The organism is Dietzia sp. KRD202 (assembly GCF_017168155.1).
Classification (GTDB): domain Bacteria; phylum Actinomycetota; class Actinomycetes; order Mycobacteriales; family Mycobacteriaceae; genus Dietzia; species Dietzia kunjamensis.
This window is the reverse complement of sequence record NZ_JABFAN010000012.1, coordinates 49,688-70,432: the sequence shown is the minus strand read 5'-3', so window position 1 is coordinate 70,432 and position 20,745 is coordinate 49,688. Positions and strand designations below refer to the sequence as shown.

General features: G+C 70.9%; 22 protein-coding genes and 1 pseudogene. 9 read left to right on the top strand and 14 right to left on the bottom strand.

Annotated features, from left to right (window positions below; genetic code table 11):
- Positions 1–1,266 (top strand): MFS transporter (locus tag J1M64_RS08655; protein ID WP_206473893.1); only part of this gene is annotated, 1,266 nt, incomplete at its 5' end.
- Here J1M64_RS08655 and J1M64_RS08650 read toward each other — a convergent pair.
- Both J1M64_RS08650 and J1M64_RS08645 read right to left on the bottom strand, forming a co-directional pair.
- Positions 1,263–1,751, bottom strand: a complete 489-nt coding sequence (locus tag J1M64_RS08650) for a hypothetical protein (protein ID WP_206473892.1) — start codon at positions 1,749–1,751, stop codon at positions 1,263–1,265. The genes J1M64_RS08655 and J1M64_RS08650 overlap by 4 nt on opposite strands.
- A gap of 10 nt (positions 1,752–1,761) precedes the next feature.
- Positions 1,762–2,316 carry a nuclear transport factor 2 family protein gene (locus J1M64_RS08645; protein ID WP_206473891.1) on the bottom strand — a complete coding sequence of 185 codons (555 nt, stop codon included), beginning with the start codon at positions 2,314–2,316 and terminating at the stop codon, positions 1,762–1,764.
- A gap of 52 nt (positions 2,317–2,368) precedes the next feature.
- Here J1M64_RS08645 and J1M64_RS08640 point away from each other — a divergent pair, with 52 nt between their 5' ends.
- Genes J1M64_RS08640 through J1M64_RS08630 form a run of 3 tightly spaced genes read left to right on the top strand, consistent with a single transcriptional unit; the run spans position 2,369 to position 5,315 of the window.
- A complete protein-coding gene (locus J1M64_RS08640) occupies positions 2,369–3,859 on the top strand; it encodes an FAD-dependent oxidoreductase (RefSeq protein WP_206473890.1) in 1,491 nt (496 codons plus the stop codon).
- On the top strand, positions 3,856–4,575 hold the full coding sequence (locus J1M64_RS08635; RefSeq protein WP_206473889.1) for a PaaI family thioesterase: 720 nt from the start codon (positions 3,856–3,858) through the stop codon (positions 4,573–4,575). Before J1M64_RS08640 ends, J1M64_RS08635 begins: the two co-directional genes overlap by 4 nt.
- A gap of 29 nt (positions 4,576–4,604) precedes the next feature.
- Positions 4,605–5,315 carry a PaaI family thioesterase gene (locus J1M64_RS08630; protein WP_206473888.1) on the top strand — a complete coding sequence of 237 codons (711 nt, stop codon included), beginning with the start codon at positions 4,605–4,607 and terminating at the stop codon, positions 5,313–5,315.
- Between the two features lie 37 nt (positions 5,316–5,352).
- On the opposite strand, the gene J1M64_RS08625 is transcribed toward J1M64_RS08630, so the two are convergent.
- Positions 5,353–6,171: an SDR family oxidoreductase gene (locus tag J1M64_RS08625; RefSeq protein ID WP_240341479.1), complete on the bottom strand. Its 819-nt coding sequence runs from the start codon at positions 6,169–6,171 to the stop codon at positions 5,353–5,355.
- Positions 6,172–6,182: 11 nt separating this feature from the next.
- Here J1M64_RS08625 and J1M64_RS08620 point away from each other — a divergent pair, with 11 nt between their 5' ends.
- Positions 6,183–6,938: a PaaI family thioesterase gene (locus J1M64_RS08620; protein WP_206473887.1), complete on the top strand. Its 756-nt coding sequence runs from the start codon at positions 6,183–6,185 to the stop codon at positions 6,936–6,938.
- Positions 6,939–6,966: 28 nt separating this feature from the next.
- Here the strand turns inward: J1M64_RS08620 and J1M64_RS08615 are convergent, their stop codons facing one another.
- Both J1M64_RS08615 and J1M64_RS08610 read right to left on the bottom strand, forming a co-directional pair.
- The gene (locus J1M64_RS08615; RefSeq protein WP_241261323.1) at positions 6,967–7,602 is read right to left on the bottom strand and encodes a TetR/AcrR family transcriptional regulator; all 636 of its coding nucleotides are present in this window, start codon (positions 7,600–7,602) and stop codon (positions 6,967–6,969) included.
- 67 nt (positions 7,603–7,669) lie between these two features.
- Positions 7,670–9,154: a fatty acid desaturase gene (locus tag J1M64_RS08610; protein WP_206473885.1), complete on the bottom strand. Its 1,485-nt coding sequence runs from the start codon at positions 9,152–9,154 to the stop codon at positions 7,670–7,672.
- A 240-nt stretch (positions 9,155–9,394) separates the two neighbouring features.
- On the opposite strand from J1M64_RS08610, the gene J1M64_RS08605 reads away from it, so the two are divergent.
- Positions 9,395–11,260, top strand: a complete 1,866-nt coding sequence (locus tag J1M64_RS08605) for an ABC transporter ATP-binding protein (RefSeq protein ID WP_206473978.1) — start codon at positions 9,395–9,397, stop codon at positions 11,258–11,260.
- 106 nt (positions 11,261–11,366) lie between these two features.
- Here J1M64_RS08605 and J1M64_RS08600 read toward each other — a convergent pair whose 3' ends face one another.
- Genes J1M64_RS08600 through J1M64_RS08585 form a run of 5 tightly spaced genes read right to left on the bottom strand, consistent with a single transcriptional unit; the run spans position 11,367 to position 14,963 of the window.
- Positions 11,367–12,296, bottom strand: coding sequence for an SDR family oxidoreductase (locus J1M64_RS08600; protein WP_067716521.1), 930 nt, complete (start codon positions 12,294–12,296; stop codon positions 11,367–11,369).
- Positions 12,297–12,349: 53 nt separating this feature from the next.
- Positions 12,350–13,672, bottom strand: coding sequence for a TrpB-like pyridoxal phosphate-dependent enzyme (locus tag J1M64_RS08595; protein WP_119193455.1), 1,323 nt, complete (start codon positions 13,670–13,672; stop codon positions 12,350–12,352).
- 39 nt (positions 13,673–13,711) lie between these two features.
- Positions 13,712–14,209 (bottom strand): GNAT family N-acetyltransferase, encoded by a 498-nt coding sequence (locus J1M64_RS08590; RefSeq protein WP_307872400.1) that lies wholly within the window; start codon positions 14,207–14,209, stop codon positions 13,712–13,714.
- Positions 14,206–14,397, bottom strand: coding sequence for a hypothetical protein (locus J1M64_RS19825; protein WP_241261322.1), 192 nt, complete (start codon positions 14,395–14,397; stop codon positions 14,206–14,208). The genes J1M64_RS08590 and J1M64_RS19825 overlap by 4 nt, the downstream gene beginning before the upstream one ends.
- Positions 14,398–14,408: 11 nt before the next feature.
- Entirely contained in the window at positions 14,409–14,963 is a 555-nt protein-coding gene (locus J1M64_RS08585) for a hypothetical protein (RefSeq protein WP_241261321.1), read from the bottom strand.
- A 71-nt stretch (positions 14,964–15,034) separates the two neighbouring features.
- Here J1M64_RS08585 and J1M64_RS08580 point away from each other — a divergent pair, with 71 nt between their 5' ends.
- Both J1M64_RS08580 and J1M64_RS08575 read left to right on the top strand, forming a co-directional pair.
- Positions 15,035–15,565 (top strand): peptidylprolyl isomerase, encoded by a 531-nt coding sequence (locus tag J1M64_RS08580; RefSeq protein WP_167457879.1) that lies wholly within the window; start codon positions 15,035–15,037, stop codon positions 15,563–15,565.
- Between the two features lie 152 nt (positions 15,566–15,717).
- Positions 15,718–16,452 carry a rhomboid family intramembrane serine protease gene (locus J1M64_RS08575; protein WP_154830883.1) on the top strand — a complete coding sequence of 245 codons (735 nt, stop codon included), beginning with the start codon at positions 15,718–15,720 and terminating at the stop codon, positions 16,450–16,452.
- Between the two features lie 81 nt (positions 16,453–16,533).
- Here J1M64_RS08575 and J1M64_RS08570 read toward each other — a convergent pair whose 3' ends face one another.
- Both J1M64_RS08570 and crgA read right to left on the bottom strand, forming a co-directional pair.
- Positions 16,534–17,001 (bottom strand): PH domain-containing protein, encoded by a 468-nt coding sequence (locus J1M64_RS08570; RefSeq protein ID WP_206473884.1) that lies wholly within the window; start codon positions 16,999–17,001, stop codon positions 16,534–16,536.
- A gap of 345 nt (positions 17,002–17,346) precedes the next feature.
- Complete coding sequence (crgA, locus tag J1M64_RS08565) at positions 17,347–17,613, bottom strand: cell division protein CrgA (protein ID WP_067716511.1); 267 nt, start codon at positions 17,611–17,613, stop codon at positions 17,347–17,349.
- An 88-nt stretch (positions 17,614–17,701) separates the two neighbouring features.
- On the opposite strand from crgA, the gene J1M64_RS08560 reads away from it, so the two are divergent.
- Positions 17,702–18,382: an aminodeoxychorismate/anthranilate synthase component II gene (locus J1M64_RS08560; protein WP_185952167.1), complete on the top strand. Its 681-nt coding sequence runs from the start codon at positions 17,702–17,704 to the stop codon at positions 18,380–18,382.
- Between the two features lie 21 nt (positions 18,383–18,403).
- On the opposite strand, the gene pknB is transcribed toward J1M64_RS08560, so the two are convergent.
- Both pknB and J1M64_RS08550 read right to left on the bottom strand, forming a co-directional pair.
- Entirely contained in the window at positions 18,404–20,479 is a 2,076-nt protein-coding gene (gene pknB, locus J1M64_RS08555) for a Stk1 family PASTA domain-containing Ser/Thr kinase (protein ID WP_206473883.1), read from the bottom strand.
- Positions 20,476–20,745 (bottom strand): annotated as a pseudogene (locus tag J1M64_RS08550) (hypothetical protein); the annotation flags it as partial. The pseudogene J1M64_RS08550 and the gene pknB, both read right to left, overlap by 4 nt.

Below are 20,745 nucleotides of genomic sequence, written 5' to 3'. Positions count from 1 at the left end.
CGGCAGGCGCCCTCCCCGGCGGATAGGGAGACCGTGCACCCCACCCCTCGCGCGTCGTGGCCCCCGTTCGTGCTCATGGCCCTCGTGGTGACAGTCGCCCTCGCGTCCAGTGCCACCCCGTCACCGCTGTACGTCGACTACCAGCAGGACTGGGGCGTCGGCGGCACCACCATCACCGTGGTCTACGCGGTGTACGCCCTCGCGGTCCTCGTCCCCCTGCTGTTCCTCGGCAGGGTCTCCGACGCGATCGGGCGTCGCCCGGTCATCCTGGCCGGCCTGACGCTGCTCGCGGTGAGCATGGGCATGCTCGCCGCCGCCGGATCCGTGGCCTGGCTGATCGCGGCCCGCGTCATCCAGGGTCTGGCGGTGGGTCTCATCACCGGGTCGGCGACCGCCGCACTGATCGAGCTCCATCCGACCCGGGATTCGCGGGTCGGTGCCCTGACCAGTAGCTCCACCACCAACTTCGGCATCGCGGCCGGGGTGCTTCTCGCCGGGCTGGTGGCCACCTCGTCGTCGTCGCCCCTCGTCCACCCCTACCTCGTCATCGGGGCGGCCACGGTCGCACTGCTCATCGGCGTCGCCACGATCGTCCCCGAGACCGCCGGCGGATCGGGGACGCTGCGCGAGGCGCTGCGGGTACGTCCGCCGTCGGTGCCGCCGCAGGTCCGGTCGGTCTTCGCGCTGGCCGCGGTGTGCGTGATCGTCTCGTGGTCCGTCGGCGGGGTGTTCCTCGGTCTCGGCGGCGCGATCGCCCGTGACCTCATGGGCGTCTCGGACTACCTCGTGACCGGCCTGGTCGTCGCGGCCCTGCAGGCGGCGGCCGGGGTCGCACAGTTGGTGTGGAACCTGCGGTCCTCGCCGTCGCGGTGGCGGCACGGTGTGGTCCTGGGAGTGCTCGCCCTCGTCGCGGGGCTCGTCGTCGCCTCGGTCTCACTGGAGGCCCGCACGGTCGTCGGCTTCATCGCCGCCGCGGGGCTCACCGGCCTCGGGATGGGCCTGCTGTTCCTCATGGGCAACACCCTGGTCGCGCAGAGCGCACCGCCGGCGGTGCGGGGACAGGTGTTCTCGGCCCTGTTCGTGGTGGCCTACATCTCGCTCGGCGTGCCGGCGGTGATCGCCGCGGTCATCGCCGAGGGCATCGGACTGATCCCGGCGTACCACGTGCTGGCGCTCGCGGTCGGCGTGATCGCGGTGGGTGCCCTGGTCGCGGTGGCGCGGCCGGGAGCGGGCGGACGGGCCCGGCGGTCGGGGTCCCGCGACTAGTCGCGACTGCTCAGCGCCTGAGCGGCCGCCGCCAGCCCCAGTGCCGCCAGTCCCGTGCGGAGCCTGTCCGTGGCCATCAGCGCTCTGATGCGCGGCCCGGTCACCTGCTCCCGGGCGATCCCCATGTGCAGCGGGACCACTCCGGCGGTGATGGCCGGGACGGCGACGCCCGTGGCGCACGCGAGGAGGGTGGCCCCCAGACCGCTGCGCTCGGCCGAGCGGACCGACCCGTAGGCCGCCCAGGCCGCCGCCCCGAGGCCCGTCGCGTACAGCGTGAGGGCGACGGGGGCGATGCGGCGGGCGTGATCGGCCTGGCGCTCGGCGATGCCGTGGGTGGAACCGTCGAACAGCTGGGGATAGACCACCGAGGTGACCATCGACTGGAATCCCAGGTGGACCGCGGACGTGGTCAGCAGCGCGAGGCGGCCCGCGCGCAGGGTGGGATCCGGTGTCGGGCCCGGGGCCGCGGGGCGTCGGCGGTACATGGCTGCCAGGCTACCTCTCGCGGGACCGTCCCAGGAGGGCCCGACCCTCGCCGTCGTCGGTCACCGCGCGCGCGGTGCGCAGCACGACCCGCCACCCGCGGTCCGGAGCGTCCACCCGGCCGCGCCGCTCCAGCTCCCACCGACTCGCCGTCACCCGAATCACCGTGTAGCGGCCCGGACGCGACGAGCGCACCACGAGCTGCGTGTACCCGGTCGCCACCGCGCGATCCCCGTCCAGCAGCACCACCGGCAGGCTGGGGACGTGACCGCAGCCGTGCGCGATGAGTCCCTGGTGCGCGTCCCCGTGCACCATCTCCCGCAGCCCCTCGTGCCCCTCGAGTACGCCGGTGTCCACGTCGTAGACGCCGTCGTCGGTCCACAGTTCGGCCACGCCCTCGGCGTCGCCGGAGTCGACGCGGGGGGAGTAGGAGGCCAGCAACCGCAGTACGGCCAGCTCATCGGCCGCGCGGGCCAGCTCGGCCCGTGCGGTGGCGAGACCGGTCTCGGTCGAGGTGAGCCTCGCCTCGAGCGCGTCCAGACGGGCGGTGTCGGAACCATCAATCATGAACCCGACATTAATGCACTAACTGAAACACGTTACAAGTAGTGTGCACACCATGACGGACAAGAGTGCAGACAACCGTCCCGCCGTGATGACGGCGGACGTCATCGTGGTGGGGATGGGAATCGCCGGCGCCTGCGCGGCGATCGAGGCCGCCGAGGCCGGGTCGACGGTCATCGCTCTGGAGGGCGCCTCCGGACCGGGCGGCTCCTCGGCGCAGTCGGGCGGCGAGGTCTACCTGGGGGGCGGCACGGCCACCCAGCAGGCCCTGGGCATCGCCGACACCGAGGAGGACATGCGCGCGTTCCTCCTGGCCGCGCTCGGGCCCAACGCCGACGAGGTGAAGATCGCCGACTACTGCGCGGGGGCCGTCGAGCACCACGACTGGCTGATCTCGCACGGAGCGGTGTTCAACCGGAAGTTGTGGGACACCCCCACCTGGATGCCGGGCGACGACTCGGGCCTGATGTGGATGGGGGAGCGGGCGGAGCCCTACGCGTCCCTGGCCACCCCGGCAGCGCGCGGTCACCGGCCGCCCGCCCCGAACTTCGCCGGGAACGTGCTCATGGACTCCCTCGTGGCCACGGCGCAGAAGGCCGGCGTCGACCTGCAGTGCGACGTCAAGGCGCGTTCGCTCATCGTCGAGGACGGACGTGTGGTGGGCGTCCGGGCCACGCAGTTCTCCGAGGAACGCGAGTACCGCGCCACCGGCGGCGTCGTGCTGGCGACGGGCGGGTTCGTGGACAACGACCGGATGCTCGAACAGTGGGCGCCGCAGCAGCTGGGCAAGGACAAGGTCTCCGACGGCCGCGACGACGGCTCCGGCATCGAGATGGGCATCGAGGCCGGCGCGGCCGTGCGCCGCATGCACCAGACCGAGACCGCGATGCTCGTCATCCCCCGCCTGGTGGTGGGCGCGATGCTCGTCGACGGCGACGGGCAGCGCTTCATCAACGAGGAGGTCTACCCGGGCCTGTACTGCCACGCGGCCGTGTATCACCGCCGCCCGCCGGTGTGGGTGATCATCGACGAGAAGGGCATCGAGGACGTCCCGGAGTCCGAGCTGTGGGGTATGCAGCCCATGCACGCCGCCGAGACCATCGAGGAGCTCGCGGCCGACTGTGGGTTGCCCGCCGATGCGCTGGCCGACCAGCTGCGCCGATACAACGCCGGCGCCGAGCGTGGCGAGGACCCGCAGTTCGGAAAGAACGCCCGGTGGGTGCGCCCGCTCGAGCCGCCGTTCGGTGCCTATCCGACGGGTGCCGGGGGGCCGGACACCTTCAACGGCCTGCCGCTCAAGGCGCAGGGGTTCACGCTCGGCGGACTCCACACGGACCTGCAGTCGCGGGTGCTCGACCGCGCGGGTGAGGCGATCCCGGGCCTGTTCGCCGCCGGGCGGTGCACGCACGGTCTGCACGGCGACGGGTACATCTCGGGGACCTCTCTGGGCGACGGCTCGTTCTTCGGCCGGCGTGCGGGCCGCGGTGCGGCCGGGGTCACCGACACGGTGGCGGCCGGCGATGTGACCGGGTCGGCGCCGGCATGAATGAGCCGGTGACCATCGTGCGGCGTGACCGGCCGACGGTGGATCTGGGGCCGTTGGACCCGGCGCGCGGTACTGGCCGTCCGGTCGACAGGGACGACGACGACGAGGCCGGCCTCTACGCCCTGGTGGAGCAGGTGCGCCGGATCCGCGCGCTCACCACCGGCGGCATGTTCGACACCGACCTGGGCCCGCTGACCGATCGGATCCGCAGGGTGGCCGATGAGCTGGAGGCCGCGTCGGCGAGCCCCGAGCAGCGGCAGGAGGTCAACTGGCGGGAGCGTCGGTACGCCTCGAACTGCCCGATCATCGGCCGGTCCAACGTCCTCGCCCCGCCGGCGGGGTTCGAGTTGCTGGACGACGGGACGCTCAGGGCCGAGATGACGCTCGGGCTGGAGTACCAGGGCCCCCCGGGGTGTGTTCACGGCGGTGTCGTGGCCCTGCTGTTCGACGCGGCGCTGGGCCGGGTCAACCACCACGCGGGGACCACCGGGATGACGATGTACCTGGACCTGGACTACCGCAGCCCCACGCCCATCCTCGAGCCGATCGTGGTGACCGCCCGTCAGGTCCGGGTGGACGGCCGGAAGGTGTGGTCGCAGGGCGCGGTCCACGCGGGAGATCGCCTCTGCGCCACCGCCGAGGGGCTGTTCGTCATGCCCGCGGAGTGGGTGGCGGCGTACCGGCAGCACCGGGATGAGGGCGCGGGCGAGGGCTGACCCCGGGGCGCAGAGTAGATTCTGTTGCCGTGACGACCGACTCCGGCCCTTCCGACCCCGCCCCGGGCGACCGCCCCCTCGGCACCGCGGACCCCGCCGGTGCGAGCGATGAGGGCACTCCCTTCCTGCGCCAGGACCCCGATGCGTCCGGCGCGACCGAGCTGGCCCGCGAGCTGCGCCGACTCCGCGGCCTGGTCGCCGGGTCCGTCTACGAGGACGTCCACGACGCCGTGGCCACCGTGCGCGGGTTGGTCGAGCACCTCGAGACCGTGGGCACCGTGGTGCGGCCGTCGGAGTACGCCACCTGGGGTGTGCCGGAGCACCTGGCGGCCAACCCGGCGATCGGCAGCCGGAACCCGGTGTCCCCGCCGCTGGAGCCGGTGGTGTTCCCCGATGCGACCGTGCGGGCCGCCCTCACCCTGGGTATCGAGTACCAGGGGCCTCCCGGCTGCGTCCACGGCGGGATCGTCGCGCTGATCTTCGACGAGATGCTGGGGCTGGCGAACGCCGCGTCGGAGAGTGTCGGCATGACCGCGGACCTGCGCATCTCGTATGAGTCGCCGACGCCGCTGTTCGCCCCGCTGCGGTTCGAGGCGCGGCAGGAACGGGTGGAGGGCCGCAAGATCTGGGCGACCGCGACCCTCCACACCGGCGAGACCCTCTGCGCGACGGCTCAGGCGTTGTTCATCGAGCCGAGGGGTATCCGGGACGCCGACCGCGGCCGGCCCATCGAGGGCTGACCGCGGCCGGGCACCGACGCGCGCGTCGCGTCGGACTTCAGTTCCCGCGCAGCGCCTTCATCCGCTTGTGGGATCCGGCCACGATCCGGCCCCGGTCGACGCCGGAGGAGAACTCGACGCCCTTGCGGTTGTTCTCGCCGCCGCAGACGTGGATCGGGCCGTTGCCGATGGACGCCAGGACCTCCTCGGCGACCTCGGTGGGCTCGCTGACGGTGAAGCCGGGCAGGTCCATGTCCAGGCCGGCGCGGATCATCGCGGGGGTGCGGACGACGCCGAGGATGACCTCGACGACGTCGACGCCGTGCTCGCGCATCTCGAGCCACAGGCCCTCGACGAAGACCCGGCTGAACGCCTTGGCCGCGGAGTACACGCTCATGTCGGCGTGGCCGAGGTAGCCGGCCATCGAGCCCATCACCACGATGCCGCCGCGGCCGCGGGCCTTGAGGGCGGGGCCGAACTGCCGGATGATCTGCATCGGCGAGGTGATGTTGAGGTCGATGACCTTCTGAACCTGGGTCATGTCGGACTCGACGAACTCGGAGCCGTACGTGTTGGCGCCGGCGTTGAGGACGAGCAGCCCCAGGTCGAGGCCCTCGCAGGCCGCGGCGATGCCCTCGGTGGCGCCGGGCTCGGTGAGGTCGACGGACACGACCCGGCACTCGACGCCCTTGGCGCGGACGGCCTCGGCGGTCTCCTCGAGGGGCCCGGCCTTGCGGGCGACGAGCACGGAGGACACTCCCTGATCGGCGAGGCGGAACGCGATCTCGGCGCCCACGCCCTCACTTCCGCCCACGACGAGGGCCCACGGGCCATAGGTAACGGGATCGAACGGCTTCGGATTGACAGGTGTCGACATACTCTAAGAGTATGACCAAACAGAGCGATCGTCCCGGATTCGGTGGAGTACCCCTCCCGGGGTTGGATCCGGACCAGTTCTCCCTCGACGCCGCGCGGAGCCGGTTCGGGGACTCCTTCGACCCGATCCCCGTCCCCGAGCTGCCGCCGGCGGACCCGGAGTTGGACCGCGCGGTGGCCGAACTGCGCAGGTTGCGGGAGGCGACGGCGGCGTTGGCGCACTCCGAGGTCGAGCTCGGGGACATCGCCGACCGCCTGGCCGAGGTCGCTGATCTGCTGGAACCGCGAGTCCCATCGCCCTCACGTCGGCTGGAGAACATGTGGACCGGTGCCGGGACCCGTCGCTCCAACCCGGTCGCCGGGCAGGAGAACCCGATCGCCCCGCCGGTGCAGTTCCACGGCTGTGACGACGGGTCGGTGATGGCGGAGGTGACCCTCGGTCCCGTCTACCAGGGCCCGCCGGGATGTGTCCACGGGGGGATCAGCGCGCTCGTCATCGACCACATGATGGGCTTCGCCAACCACTGGGGTGGCCGCTTCGGGATGACGGCGCACTACGAGATCGACTATCGCTCGCCCACGCCGCTGCTCCAGCCGCTGACGTTCCGGGCCTGGGTGCACGAGGTCGACGGCCGCAAGACGTGGACGCACGCCACCATCCACGCCGGCGACCGGCTGTGCGTGGAGGCGCGGGGACTGTTCCTCGAGGCGAGCGTCCCGGTGCCGGGACAGCCGGGTGCGCGGTCGACCATCGCCGACGGCGCGTAGAGCGCCCCGGCCCCGCGGGGCCGGGGGCTCACCCCTGGATGTCGACCTGGATGACCTTCTGGAGGTACGGGGCGATGACCTCGGTGAGGCCCGACGCCAGCTGGTCGGGGTCGTTGGGCGGCAGTGAGATGAAGCTGATGCCGATCCGGGCGATGATCGACGCCGCGAGCCGTGCCTGGGCTTCCTCGATGCGCATCCAGCTGTCGGACAGGGCGGGGGTGAGCACCTCGGTGGCCCGTTCGATGAGCGGCCCGGCCTCGGTCGTTATGAGGCGCAGGAGGTCCGGCTTGATGTCGCCGGTGAGCAGGGCGCGGACCAGCGGGTCGTTCTGGCTCGACAGGAGGAACCCGTTGATCCCCTCGTTCAGCGCGGTCTCGATCTGCCCCGGGTGGCGGATGATCGAGTCGCGGATCTCCCCGGCGAAGGTCTCCGACAGCTGGAGTGCGTACGCCTGGGCCAGTCCCTGACGGTTGCCGAAGGTGCTGTACAGGGTCTGCCGGCTGAGACCGGCGGCCTTGGCCACGTCGGACATGGTCACCGAGGACCAGTCGTGCGAGCCCAGCAGCTCGTGCATGGCCTCGAACACGGTGGAGCGCAGTGACCGACGCTCCCCGCGGGGGTCGCCGGGGGAGCGTCGGTCACTTGTGGGGCGGTGACGGGGCATGGTGTCCATTGTTCCTGATCCCGTGGGCCGGGCGGCGGAGGGCCGATCGGAGCCCCGCACGCGGGGGTCACTTCACGGGCAGGAAGTCCACCTTGTCGCGGACGCCGCAGTCCGAGCACCGCCAGCTGTCGGGGATGGCCGACCACGGGGTCCCGGCGGGGAAACCCTCGCGCGGCAGCCCGGCGGCCTCCGAGTAGTGGTTCCCGCAGTTGGGGCACACGTACTCACCGGTCGGTGAGGTCTGATCGGTCGCGATGTCGGTGTCCGCGACGATCTGCTCGGCGACCGCCGTCGACCCGGCGCCGTGCCGGGCGAGGATCCTCTCGCGCTTGGACGGCTGGATGTTGGCGCGGGTGATGTCGCCGTCGTAGTGGGCCAGGACGCGCTTGTCCATGACCTTGCGCCACAGCGGCGGCACGTAGGCCAGGACCATCATCGTGGCGTAGCCCGAGGGCAGCTGCGGGGCCTGCTCGAAGCTGCGCAGTACCTGGTAGCGACGCATGGGGTTGGCGTGGTGGTCGGAGTGACGTTGCAGGTGGTAGAGGAAGATGTTGGTCACCAGGTGGTCGGAGTTCCACGAGTGCTCCGGGCGGCAGCGCTGGTAGCGACCCGCGGAGGTCTTCTGGCGGAGCAGGCCGTAGTGCTCGAGGTAGTTGACGACCTCCAGCAGGGAGAAGCCGAAGACGGCCTGCACGATGAGCCACGGCGCGATCTCCCAGCCGAACACGGCGATGAGTCCGCCGAAGAGCACGACCGTCATGAGCCAGGCGTTGAGGTTGTCGTTGCGCAGGGTCCACGGGCTCTTGCCCAGCCGCCCGAGACGCTCGGACTCCAGGTGCCAGGCCGACGTCAGCGACCCGAACACACTGCGCGGGAGGAAGGCCCAGAACGACTCGCCGAAGCGCGAGCTGGCCGGGTCCTCGGGGGTGGCGACTCGCGCGTGGTGTCCGCGGTTGTGCTCGATGAAGAAGTGTCCGTAGCCGGTGGTGGCCAGGGCGACCTTGGACAGCCACTTCTCGCTGCCGGCGATCTTGTGCCCGAGCTCGTGGGCGGTGTTGATCCCGATCCCGCCGGTGATCGCGACGGTCCAGGCGACGCCGATCGAGGCGGCGATCCCGAGTCCCCCGTCGTAGCCCAGCCACGACAGGTCGTCGGCGGACCAGAGGTAGGCGGCCGCGATGAGGGACGCGTACTGGAAGGGGATGTACAGGTACGTGCACCACCGGTAGAACGGGTCGGCCTCGAGCTTGTCCATGACCTCGTCGGGCGGGTTCTCACCGTCGGCGCCGACGGCGAGGTCCCCGAGGGGGATCGCGACGTAGACGAGGAAGGGGAGGAGGAACCAGGCGACGGTGGCCGCCACGCCCCAGCCGAGGGCGTTGAACCCGGCGACGATCGGCATCGACACGAACAGACCCATCGCGGGGATGAGTCCGAGCAGCCACAGGTACCGCTTGGCGTCGGTCCACGCGTAGGGCTCGACGGCGGCGTCCCCCTCGTGATGGGTGTGCGGTGCCCCGTCGGGGGGGCTGATGTACTCGGTGCTGGACATCGCAGACGACCTCCGGGTCAACAGGATGTGGCGTATGCCACTGTGTTGCCCCTGACATTAGACAAATTCCCCCGCCGTGTCTAGACATCACCCCAGATTTTGTCCAAAGACCGGATCGGGACGACGACGACGAGGAACGCCACCGCGGTCGCGGGCCGGAATACGTGGGCCCCGTGCCGGGTTGTACCGAACGGTCGTCGGGGCCCCTCTCCGGCGCGGGAGGAGTACCGCTACGTGACGATGCAGCAGGCCGCCATGCGCACGCTGATGCGGGCCGAGAACAACAACATCGCGTTGGACCGCAGTGTGTTCACCCGCGAGAACTTCCGCAGGATCGGACAGTTCGCCCGCCCGCACACCCGGCGCATCGTCTTCTTCCTGGTGCTCTCCGTCTTCGGGGCCACCCTCGCCGTGGCGACACCGCTGCTCGCGGGCCGCGTGGTCACCGCGATCGTCGAGGCCTCGCCGGTCCGGGTCGTGATCGGCCTCGCGCTCGCCATCGCCGCGATCGGGATCATCGAGGCGATCGTCGCGGTCGTCACCCGGTTGTGGTCCGCACGGATCGGGGAGGGGCTCATCCTCGACCTGCGCCGCGCGGTGTTCGACCACGTCCAGACGATGCCGGTCGCCTTTTTTATGCGCACCCGCACCGGCGCGCTGGTCAGTCGCCTCAACAACGACGTGATGGGTGCCCAGCGGGCGTTCTCGGACACGCTGTCCGGGGTCGTGTCGAACCTGGTGCAGCTCGTACTCACGTTGGCCGTGATGGCCGGTATCAACTGGCAGCTCACCGTCCTGTCCGTCCTGCTGCTGCCGATCTTCCTGTTCCCGGCCCGCTACGTGGGCAAGCGGCTCGCGCGGCTCCGCCGCGAGGCCTCGGATCTCAACGCGTCGATGAACGACCAGATGACCGAGCGGTTCAACGCCGGCGGCGCGACCCTGGTCAAGCTCTTCGGACGTCCGGAGACGGAGTCGGCGGAGTTCTCCGCCCGCGCGGGCCGGGTCCGCGGCATCGGCGTGCGGACCGCGCTGCTCATGAGTGTGTTCATGAACTCGCTGACCCTGGTGTCCACGCTGGCGCTGGCGCTCGTCTACGGGCTCGGCGGGTGGTTCGCACTCAACGGCGCCCTCGACGCGGGGTCCGTCGTGGCCCTCGCGCTGCTTCTCACCCGCCTGTACGGCCCGTTGACCTCCCTGGCCAACGCGCCGATGGACGTCGTCACGGCCATCGTCAGCTTCGAGCGGGTCTTCGAGGTCCTCGACCTGGAACCGCTCATCTCCGACGCCCCCGACGCCGTCGCCATCCCGAAGGGCCCGGCGACCATCGAGTTCGACGACGTCACGTTCTCCTATCCCTCGGCGGACAAGGTCTCCCTCGCCTCGCTCGAGGAGGTCGCGGTCCTCGACACCCGCGGCGGCCAGGAGGTCCTGCACGGGATCTCCTTCCGCGCCGAACCGGGACAGATGATCGCCCTGGTCGGGTCGTCCGGCGCGGGCAAGTCCACGATCGCCTCCCTGCTGCCGCGTCTGTACGACGTCGACTCGGGTGCGGTGCGGGTGTCGGGACTCGACGTGCGTCGGGTCACCTCGTCGTCGCTGCGGCGCACGGTGGGCATGGTCACCCAGGACGGCCACCTCTTCCACGACACGATCCGCTCCAACCTCACCTTCGCGCGGCCGGAGGTCTCCGATGACCTCGTCTGGGACGCGCTGCGCCGGGCCCGGCTCGAGGATCTCGTGCGGTCGCTGCCGGACGGTCTCGACACCGTCATCGGCGATCGCGGCTACCGGCTGTCGGGAGGTGAGCGTCAGCGACTGACCATCGCGCGGCTGCTGATCGCCGCCCCGTCGGTGGTGGTGCTGGACGAGGCCACCAGTGCGTTGGACTCCACCAACGAGTCCGCCGTCCAGGAGGCGCTGAGCGAGGCGATGGCCGATCGCACGTCGTTGGTGATCGCCCACCGGCTGTCGACGGTGCGCGCCGCCGACACGATCCTCGTCCTCGAGGCCGGCCGGGTGGTCGAGTCGGGCACGCACGCCGAGCTCCTCGCAGCCGGCGGTCGCTACGCGGAGCTCTACGAGACGCAGTTCGCCGACCAGGAGTGACCCCCGCTCGCCCCGCCCGCGCTGGCCGCGCCGCCCAGCGCTCTTCTCGACGGCGGGGGCTCCGGCGGGTGCCGGGGTGGCGGGGTGTCGCGGCGGCGGCCCTTCCTCAGCTCTCCAGGTGCAGGCCCAGCTCGCGGGCGGCGAGCGCGGCGTACTTGGAGGTCTGCTCGAAAGCCGACTCCAGGGGGTTGGCGTCGGTGACGTCCGCGATCTCGTTCCAACGCTCGGCGACGACCTCGGGGGTGCGCGCGTCGTCGGGGAGGTAGACGCCCCGCGACTCGACCATCTGGGACACAGCGAACACGCCGGCGCCGGCACCGAGGATGGTCTTGGTCGGGGCGTCCTCGCTGACCATGAACAGGGCGCCGGGGGCGATGGTCTCCGGGCCCATGATGTCGAGCACCCGCTGCGGCAGCAGATCCTCGGTCATCCGCGTGGCCGCGGTGGGGGCGATCGCGTTGACCTTGATGTTCTTCTTGGCGCCCTCGATCGCCAGGACGTTCATCAGACCGACGAGCCCGGACTTGGCGGCGCCGTAGTTGGCCTGGCCGAAGTTGCCGTAGATACCGGAGGTGGAGGCGGTCATGAGGATGCGTCCGTAGCCCGCCTCGGCCATGTGCGGCCACACGGCCTTGGTGCAGTTGACCGATCCCATGAGGTGCACCTCGACGACCTTGCGGAAGTCGTCCATCTCCATCTTGGCGAACGACTTGTCCCGCAGGATGCCGGCGTTGTTGATGAGCACGTCGATGCGGCCCCACTTGTCGATCACCGTCGACACGAGGGACGCGACGGCGGCCTCGTCGGTGATGTCGTTGCCGTCGACGATGGCCTCGCCACCGGCGGCCGTGATCTCGTCGACGACCTGCTGCGCCAGGGAGGGGGTGCCACCTTCGCCGTGGACGTCGCCGCCCAGGTCGTTGACGACGACCTTGGCGCCACGCTCGGCCAGCGCGAGCGCGTAGGCGCGGCCGAGGCCGCCGCCGGCGCCGGTGATGATCGCGACGCGGTCGGTGAAGTCGATGGTCTTGGTCATAGGGGGGCTCCTGTGATCGAGGGTGTGGAACGGTCGGGGGGTCTTCGGAGGCGTCAGCCCATCTCACCGCGGATGAAGGACTCGTACGCGGGGAGGTCGAGGAAGCCGTGACCGGAGAGGCCGATCACGATCGACGGTCCGGTGCCGGCCTCACCGGTGTGTTCGCGGGCCTTGGCCATCGCACCGGCGAGGGCGTGCGTCGACTCGGGTGCGGGGACGATGCCCTCCGCCTTGGCGAACTCCACGCCCGCGGCGAACGCGACGTTCTGCTCCACCGCCATGGAATCGAGCAGGCCCAGGTGCTTGACGTGGCTGACCAGCGGCGCCATGCCGTGGTAGCGCAGGCCACCGGAATGGATGGGGTCCGGGACGAAGTCCTGACCGAGGGTGTACATCTTCATCAGAGGGGTCAGGCCGGCGACGTCACCATGGTCGTACCGGAACTCGCCCTCGGTCAGCGACGGACACGCCGTGGGCTCGACGGCGATGATCTGCGTCCGGGCACCGGCGAGGTTCTCGCGGATGAACGGGAAGGCCAACCCGGCGAGGTTGGAGCCGCCACCGGCGCAGCCGTACACGTAGTCGGGCGCGTCCTCGCCGAACATGCCCAGCTGCTTGAGGGCCTCCTCACCGATCACGGTCTGGTGCAGACACACGTGGTTGAGCACCGACCCCAGTGAGTAGCGGGCCTCGGGGTCGCCGGCGGCCACCTCGACGGCCTCGGAGACCGCCATGCCGAGCGAACCGGGGGTGTCCGGGTCCTTGGCCAGGAACGAGCGTCCCGCCTCGGTCAGGTCCGACGGGCTCGGGTGGACCGAGGCGCCGAAGGTCTCCATGAGCATCCGGCGGTACGGCTTGGACTCGAACGAGGCCTTGACCTGCCACACCTCCACCTCGATGCCGAAGGCCTGACCGGCGAACGCCAGAGAGGCGCCCCACTGGCCGGCGCCGGTCTCGGTGGTGAGCTTGGTGATGCCCTCGGCGGCGTTGTAATAGGCCTGTGCGACCGCGGTGTTGGGTTTGTGCGAGCCGACCGGGCTGGTGCCCTCGTATTTGTAGTAGATCCGCGCCGACGTGCCGAGCGCCTTCTCCAGGCGGCGGGCACGGATCAGGGGCGACGGCCGCCACAGCCGGTAGATCTCCTGCACCGCCTCGGGAATCTCGATGTAGCGCTCCGGCGTGACCTCCTGCTCGATGAGCGACATCGGGAACAGCGGGGCGAGGTCCTCGGGACCGAGCGGCTCCTTGGTCCCCGGGTGCAGGTGCGGTGCCATGGGCTCGGGGAGATCGGCCTGGATGTTGTACCAGTGCGTCGGCATCTCGCTCTCCGGGAGGAGAGCCTTGACCAGCGAGCCGGAGGGAGCGTCAGACGTCATGTGTGTCCTCGGGAGGGATCGAAGGGGGTGAGCCGGATCTCATTCTAGGAGGTGGCGCCGCATGGGGAGATGCGGGATCCGCCCATCGAGATAGTCCGGCCCGCACCGCGCGAATCCGAACTGCTCGTACCACCTCTCCAGGTAGGCCTGGGCCCCGATCTCCACGGGCCGGTCCCGGCACAGCCCGAGCCCCCGGCGGATCAGCCGCGCCGCGATGCCCCGACCCCGCCAGGCGGGCGTCGTGCAGACACGTCCGATGTGCATGACCCCGTCGCCCGCGTCCGATCCGAACACCCGCAGTGTCGCGACGACCGCGCCGTCCGGTGCACGGGCCAGCAGGTGAATCGTGCCGGGATCGGCGTCGACGTCGTCGATCTCGGCGTACGGGCAGTCCTGTTCCGCGACGAAGACGTCCACACGCAGTTTGTACAGCGCGTGGACGTCCAGGGGACCCAGTTCGGGCAGGCTCGACGCGATGACCTCGAGTGCGGTGTCGTCGGCTGTGGAGTCGTCGGGGATCGGGTCCCGGTCGATCACTTGTCGGTCGCGGTCCCGTCCGTGGACGCCTCTCCGACCGGCTGGTCGTCCGAGGGCTGCGGTGCGGACCCGGCCGCCGGACCGGGTACCGCGCTGCCCGCGGCGGGGGAGGTGTCGGCGGACTGGTCCGAGGGCCCCTCGGGATCGGCGGACTCGATCGTCAGGTCCTCACCGGTCTCTGAACCCACGGGGTCACCCGTCACGCCGGGGCCGGTCGTGGCCGCGGGCGCCGAGCCGGTCGTCTGGTCGCGCCCCTCGGCGGCCGCCTCTGCCGGGGTGGGTGTCCGCGGCGGGGCTTCGCGCCGCTGTGGATCGTGGGCCTCGCCGACGGCGAGGTGGGCGAGCCCTGGCCACGAAGGAAATAGGCCGTGGCACCCGCGACGGCGGCGCCGCCGGCGAGGCCCACGATCCACAGCGGCGCGAAGCGGCGCAGCGGGTTGCGCTTCTGGGGCGGCGTGGCCAGAGCCGACGTCTGCTCTCGCAGCGCGGAGGCGTGCTGCCTCGCGTCCGCGGCGAGATCGCCCAGGAGCTCGGCCTGCTCGGCGCGACGATCCCGGATCACCTGGATACCGCGGCTGGCACCGAAGAGGGCCAGGCCGACCGGTCCACGGGTGGCGGCGACTGCTGCCTCGCCCAGGAAGCGGGGGTCCTTGAGGTCGAACGCCTTCCGGGCGGCGGTGCCGGCCTTGTCCAGGTCCTTTTGCGCCTGCTTGACGGCCCTACGCTCGTCGGCGCGATCGCTTCGTTTGCTCATGGGTAGATGGTGGCACAGCGGCCCGACACCGACCACCACCTCGCCGACATCGGTCCCTGCGGCGTGGCAGGATGGGTGGCGTGAGCATCGCAACGCAGAAGGCAACCATCCACACCAACCGTGGTGACATCGTCATCGAGCTGTACGGCAACCACGCCCCGGAGACGGTCTCGAACTTCGTCGGTCTCGCCGACGGCTCCAAGGACTACTCCCAGGCCAACGCCAAGGGTGAGAAGAGCGGACCGTTCTACGACGGCTCGATCTTCCACCGCGTCATCTCCGGGTTCATGATCCAGGGCGGGGACCCCACCGGCACCGGCCGGGGCGGACCGGGCTACCAGTTCAAGGACGAGTTCCACCCGGAGCTGCAGTTCTCCGAGCCCTACCTGCTGGCCATGGCCAACGCCGGCCCGGGCACCAACGGTTCGCAGTTCTTCATCACCGTCGGCGCCACGCCGCACCTGAACAACCGCCACACGATCTTCGGCAAGGTCGCCGACGAGGAGTCGCGCAAGGTCGTCGACGCCATCGCGACTACCAAGACCGGTGCGATGGACCGGCCGACCGACGACGTCGTCATCGAGTCGATCGAGATCTCCTGACCGAGCGGTCCCGGTCGACCGGCGGCGCGGGTTCCGGATTCCCGGACCCGCGCCGCCGGTCTGTCCGCAGCGCGGCAGGGCCGGCACGCGGCAGGGACAAGGCGGGGACGGGACACCGCACGAACGAGACGCAGCACGGATAACCGGGAGACATGAGCACCCAGACCCGACGCGGTGGCGCGGTCGCGAGATTCTTCCGCCTCCAGCCGGTCACGGCGTGGATCATCACCGCCAACCTGGCCGTCTACGCCGCCACCGTCGTGCAGGCGCGCAGCTTCCTGACCAACAACGCGTCGCCGTTGTTCGAGGCCACGGCGCTCTTCCCGCCGCTGGTGGCGGCCCGGGACGAGTGGTGGCGTCTGCTCACCTCGGCGTTCCAGCACTTCGGCCCGATGCACCTGCTGCTCAACATGTACATGTTGTGGATCCTCGGACTGGGGATCGAGCGCAGCATCGGGCACGTCCGCTTCCTCGCCCTCTACCTGGGCTCGGCGCTGGGCGGGTCGGTGGCCGTGATGTTCTACGGCCAGGGCGCCCTCACGGCCGGCGCTTCCGGGGCGATCTTCGGCCTGATGGGCGCGTACGCGATCGTGGCGATGTCGATGCGCCTCGACGTCAGGGGAATCGGGGTGTTGCTCGTCCTCAACGTCGGCGTGAGCTTCCTCGTGCCCGGCATCTCGCTCGCGGCCCATCTGGGCGGGCTCGCGGCCGGCGCCGTCGCCGCGTTCGCTCTGGTGGTGGTGCCACGCCGGATGCCGCGGCGTGTGGGCCGCACGGGCCGCGAGGTCGTCTCGTGGGCCGGCTTCCTCGTCGTGGTCGGGTCGGTCGGTGCCGCCGGGTGGTTCGCGGCCGACACCATGACGTTCGGGTTCCTCGTCACCCGCTGATTCCCACCGGCGTCTGACCCCGCGTCGGTCGACCCCCACATCGTCCGACCCCCGCGTCGTCCGCCGGGAGCGGTCTGACCCTCACCGGCCGTGGCCGACCGCCCCGAATCCCAGACGGTGCAGCGCGTCGACCACGTCCCGTGGATCCGCCCCCAGATCGAGCCGGGTGAACACGTCCAGTCGTTCGCGACCCCGCTCGTCCGTGTACTCGAGTCGCAGCAGGTGCTGCCGCGCCCCCCATCGGGAGACCCCCAGCAGGCGAACCTCCACCACCTCGGACCGCGGGACGAAGTCCACGCGGCGGAGCCTCTTGATCGCCAACTGCCCGTCCACCACCTCGAGTCGGGGCCGCCGGACCAGGTGGGACACACCCGACAGGGTGAGGAACAGCGCCGCCGGGCCGGTGAGCAGCAGTGCGAGCGGATCCTGCCGCTGCAGGCCGATCACCACCAGGATCACCCCGAGCAGGATCTGCACGCCCGGCCACAGGGCCCCGGGTGACCACGACGCCGCCCGCGGACCGGCTCCCGACACGGCGTCACCACTCATGCCGGACATCCTCCCCTATCCACAGGCGCTATCCACACTGTGGATGAATAACACGGGTGGAGTTCGACTGCCGTTCGAGTCGACGCGGTCCCGACCTGCGGCGTCGTCGGCATCGTCAACACACAGGCGTTATCCCCAGTGTGGAGGAAGTTCTCCACAGCGTGTGAGGGGTGTGGAAAAGGCGGGTCGAGACCCCTCTTTACCTCACCAGAGCCCCGTGACCTGCATGGATGCAGCGTTCTCAGAGAAAATGCAGGTCACCCCCCGCGTCGGGCGGGGGGTGACCTGTGGATAAACCTGTGGAACAGGCGGAACGTGCCCGGGGAGTGCGGCCGGGCGGGCCGGCTAGCGCCAGTTCATGGTCATGAGGAGCCCCACGACCGCGAGACCGAAACCGATCGCGAAGTTCTGCCACGTCTCGAGAGAGGCCATGAACGGGATCCGCTCACCGGCGATGTAGTACGTCACCAGCCAGAGCAGGCCCAGGATCATCAGCGCGAGCATGAGCACCAGGTACCACCGCGCGGTCGGGGTCCCCTTGACCTTGACGGGGGTGCGGCTGACGGCCGCGTCGGTGTACTCGGTCTTGGACCGGACCTTTGACTTGGGCATGGAGTCCTCGAACTGGTGGGGGATGTCGGGGCCACTCTACCAAGCCCGCCCCCGACGCTCACCCGTGCGACGGCAGTACGCTGCGTCTATGCGCATCCTCGTCGTCGACAACTACGACAGCTTCGTCTACAACCTCGTCCAGTACCTGGGCCAGTTGGGCGCGGAGTGCGACGTGTGGCGGAACGACGACCCCAGGCTCGCCGGCCCGGACGGCCGCTATGACGTGGCCGGGCTGGAGAGCGTGGTCAGCGGGTACGACGGAGTCCTGCTCAGCCCGGGTCCCGGAACGCCGGACAGGGCGGGGGCCACGATCCCGCTGATCGGGGTCTGTGGACACGCGGGCGTCCCGGTGCTGGGAGTGTGCCTGGGCCACCAGGCGATCGGGGAGGCCTTCGGCGCGACGGTCGACCGGGCCGCCGAGCTCATGCACGGCAAGACCAGTCAGGTCACGCACGACGACTCGGGAGTCCTCGCCGGTATCCCCAGCCCGTTCACGGCCACGCGCTACCACTCGTTGACGGTCCTGCCGGAGACGATCCCGCACGAACTGGTTCCCACCGCGTGGACCGGTTCGGGCCTGGTCATGGCGATGCGTCACCGCGAGATGCCCGTCCACGGGGTGCAGTTCCACCCCGAATCGGTGATGAGCGACGGGGGACACCGGATGCTCGCCAACTGGCTGGGGATGTGCGGCGAGCGGCCCTCGGAGACGCTGGTCGTGCGGTTGGAATCCGAGCTCGACCGGACCCGCGGCGCCGCCCTGGCCTGACCGGCTGGTCAGCTCGCCCGGTCAGCCCGGGCCGGGCACCAGCCCGAACCGGATCACCCGGACGACGACCTGGTCGTTGACGCCGGCCTCGCCCACGGGCGGCTGCTGCGACCAGATCTGGCCCACCCGGCTGAGGTCGGGGTCGTTCTGCGGGAGCTCCACCAGCTGCCCGCGGTCGCCCCGCCAGCCGGCCCGTTCGAGCTTGCCGAGGGCCTCCTCCACGGTGTCGCCGACGAGGTTGGGCATGACGAACCGGTTCCCGGCGGAGACCTGGAGCGTGATGGTCGCGCCCTTGAGCTGGGTCTGACCCGCGGCCGTGGACTGGCCCACGACCTGGCCCTCGGGCGCGGTGCCGTCGACCCGCTGGGTGTCCACGCGGAAGCCCGCCGCCTCGAGGGTCGCGCGCGCGGGCTCTGCGGACTGCCCCACGACATCGGGCACGGCGAGCTGTTCGGGGCCGGAGCCCACCGTCAGCCGGACCGGCCGGTCGGAGGGCACCTGTGCACCCGGTCCGGGCTCGGTGTCGACGACCTTGTCCTGGTCCTCGGGTGTCGACGGCCGGGCCTCGTTCTCCGGGACCACCTGGAACCCGGCCTCCTCGAGGGTGAGCCGGGCATCGGCGGGGGACATCCCCATCACGTTGGGCACCGAGAGGATGGGCTTGCCGGTCGAGACCACGAGGCTGATCTCGGAGCCCACCGCGAGACGCTTGCCGGCGATGGGGTCGGACGAGATGACGTGCCCCTCGGGGATCTGGGGGTGCGGCGCCGGGGTCTGCACGGGTTCGAGCCCGATCGAGGTGAGTTCCTCGACCACCTCGGCGACCGGCCGCTGGGCGACCTCGGGGACGGTGACCTCCTGCTGCTGCGCGACACCGCCGCGGTCGCCCGAGGTCGCCAGGATCGACACCGTCGCGATCCCTCCCAGCACCAGCAGGGCGGCGAGCGCGATGGCCACCCCGCGTGGCCCGCGACGAGCGTCGTCGGGTCGGGCGTCGCGGCGTCGGGCGTCTCCGCGATGGGAGGCGGGACGCGCGGCACCGGCACCGGCACCGGCACCGGCTGCGCCAGCAGGAGCACCCGCGCCGGCGGCACGACCGGCCAGCTCCGGCAGGTCGTGTGCCTCGGTGGGCGCATCACCGGGTGACCAGCGGGACGCGCCGGTTCCGTATCCCGCGCCGGTGAACCCGTGGGGGGCGTCGGGGCGCTGGTCGTCGTCGAGCTCGTCGTCGGTCAGCACCAGGGGCGCCGCCGGGCGGCCGCCGGTGAGCACCGTGAGCAGGTCGGTGCGCATCTCCCCCGCGGAGGTGTACCTGTTCTCGGGGTTCTTGGCCATCGCCTGCATGACCACCGCGTCGACGTAGCGGCTCACCTCCGGGTTGACCGCGGACGGCGGCGCGGGGGATTCGCGGACGTGCTGATAGGCCACCGCCACGGGGGACTCGCCGGTGAACGGCGGTACGCCGGCGACCATCTCGTACAGCACGCAGCCCGCGGAGTACAGATCGGAGCGGGCGTCCACGGTCTCGCCGCGCGCCTGCTCGGGGCTGAGGTACTGGGCGGTGCCGAGGACCGACGAGGTGTTGGTGAGGGTCGAGCTGGAGTCACTGAGGGCGCGCGCGATGCCGAAGTCCATGACCTTGACCGCGCCGTCGCGCGAGATCATGATGTTCGCCGGCTTGACGTCCCGGTGGACGATGCCCTTCTTGTGGGAGAAGTCCAGCGCACCGCAGACATCGGCCATCACGCCGAGGGCACGCTCGACCTCCATGGGGCCGTCCATCCTGACGATGTCGCGGAGGGTGTCGCCCTCGACCACCTCCATCACGATGTAGGGCAGCGAACCGTCGGCGGTGTGCTCCTCCCCCTGGTCGTAGATCGCCACGATCGACGAATGGTTCAGCGATGCCGAGTTCTGGGCCTCCCGGCGGAAGCGCTGGTAGAAGGTCTCGTCGCGGGCCAGTTCCGGGCGCATGATCTTGACGGCCACGTCCCGGCCGAGGACAGTGTCGCGCCCGCGACGGACCTCGGACATGCCGCCGTAACCGAGGGGCTCACCGATCTCGTAGCGCCCGGCCAGGACGGAAGGCGTGGTCATCCGTCGACCCCTGCCCACCGGGCGGGAACGGGAACGACACGGTCCTCGGCCGCGCCCCGGGCCTGGCCCTGCGCCTGGTCTCGACCTTGGCCCTGCGCCTGTCCCTGGCCCTGCACCTCGTCCTGACCTTGCCCCTGGCCCCCACCGGGCTGCCCCTCGGGTGGGATCAGCGAGCTGAACTCCGAGGTGAGGGAGTCCAGCATGTCCTGCAGGTCGGGGGCCGGGGGGACCCCGGTCGGTGACGGTGCGGGCTCGGGGGTCGGCGT